This window comes from Alcanivorax sp. HI0044 (assembly GCF_001634945.1).
The window spans coordinates 1-1,325 of record NZ_LWEZ01001434.1 but is presented as its reverse complement, the minus strand read 5'-3'; the positions used below and the strand labels follow the sequence as shown (position 1 = coordinate 1,325).

1 protein-coding gene and 1 pseudogene are annotated in these 1,325 nt (G+C 61.5%); both read right to left on the bottom strand.

The window, feature by feature from the left end:
* A pseudogene (locus tag A3730_RS21250) lies at positions 1 to 249 on the bottom strand (dUTP diphosphatase); the annotation flags it as partial.
* 150 nt (positions 250 to 399) lie between these two features.
* Positions 400 to 1,325, bottom strand: a 926-nt coding sequence (gene coaBC, locus A3730_RS21245; protein WP_063538854.1) for a bifunctional phosphopantothenoylcysteine decarboxylase/phosphopantothenate--cysteine ligase CoaBC, incomplete at its 5' end; no start/stop codon positions are given.

Genomic DNA, 1,325 nt, shown 5'->3' with positions numbered 1-1,325 from the left:
CAGATTGCCCAGCACGATGCCGTGCTTATGGCCCAGACCGGAGCGCGGCAGGATCATGCCGGCGTAGCCCGGATCGTCAATGAAAATGGACATGCCGGTGGGCAGCAGCTCGGTATCCCCGGGTTGCAGTGTCATCGGTTCCTTGACCATGGCGCGCAGGTCCAGCCCGGCGGAGCCGTCGGTGGCGTAATGAGGCAGAGGAATGCTGTCGCCAAGGCGGGCGTCGAGTACCCGGTATTGCAGTTTCATTGATCAGTTCCTGATTAAACGCCGGACGCCAAAAGCCTGAGGCCAGACAAACATCAAAACAGGCGTTTCAACGTGGATCCGGTGTTTGGCGTCTGGCGTCCGGCAGACTTTACTGTTTGTCAGGCGTCCCGCATCGGGCGTCTGGCGTTATCAATCTTTATACCTTATCGCGATCAATTCGATCAGCTGCTTGGCGATCTGGGCCTTGGAGGCCAGTGGCAGCACCTTGTGGCCGCTGGGCCAGATCACCGTGAGGGCGTTGTTGTCGCTGTTGAAACCCACGTTGGTGCCGGACACGTCGTTGGTGGCGATCATGTCCAGCTTCTTGTTCACCAGTTTGCCCTGGGCGTAGGCCATCACGTCCTGGGTTTCCGCGGCAAAGCCCACGGTAAAGGGGCGCTTGGCGTGCTCGGCCACGGACGCCACGATGTCCGGGTTTTTCACCAGCGTCAGGTGAATCTCCTCGGTGGATTTCTTGATCTTGTGGTCGGCGGTCACGGTGGGTCGGTAATCCGCCACGGCGGCGGTGGCGATAAACACATCACAGCCCTTTTCCACCACGTCCATGCAAGTTTCGTACATGTCCACGGCGCGTACCACATCCACGCGCTCTACCCGTGATGGGGTGGGCAGATACACTGGCCCGGCAATCAGGGTGACCCTGGCCCCGGCTTCGGCGGCCGCTTCGGCCAGCGCAAAGCCCATTTTCCCGGAGCTTTTGTTGGTGATGTAGCGCACCGGGTCGATGGATTCGCGGGTGGGACCAGCGGTAATCACCACATGCTTGCCGGTGAGCAGTTGGTAGTCGAACACTTCCGCGGCCTGCTGAATGATCTCCAGTGGCTCGAGCATGCGCCCGGCGCCGACTTCGCCACAGGCCTGGCTGCCGCTGCCCGGGCCGAAAATGGTGATGCCCTTTTCCTGCAGGATCAGCTGGTTCTTCTGGGTGCTGAGGTCGGCCCACATTTGTTGGTTCATGGCCGGGGCAATGGCGATGGGGGCGCCGGTGGCCAGGCACAGGGTGGTGAGCAGATCGTTGCCGTGGCCGTGGGCCAGGCGGGCCATGAAGTTGGCGG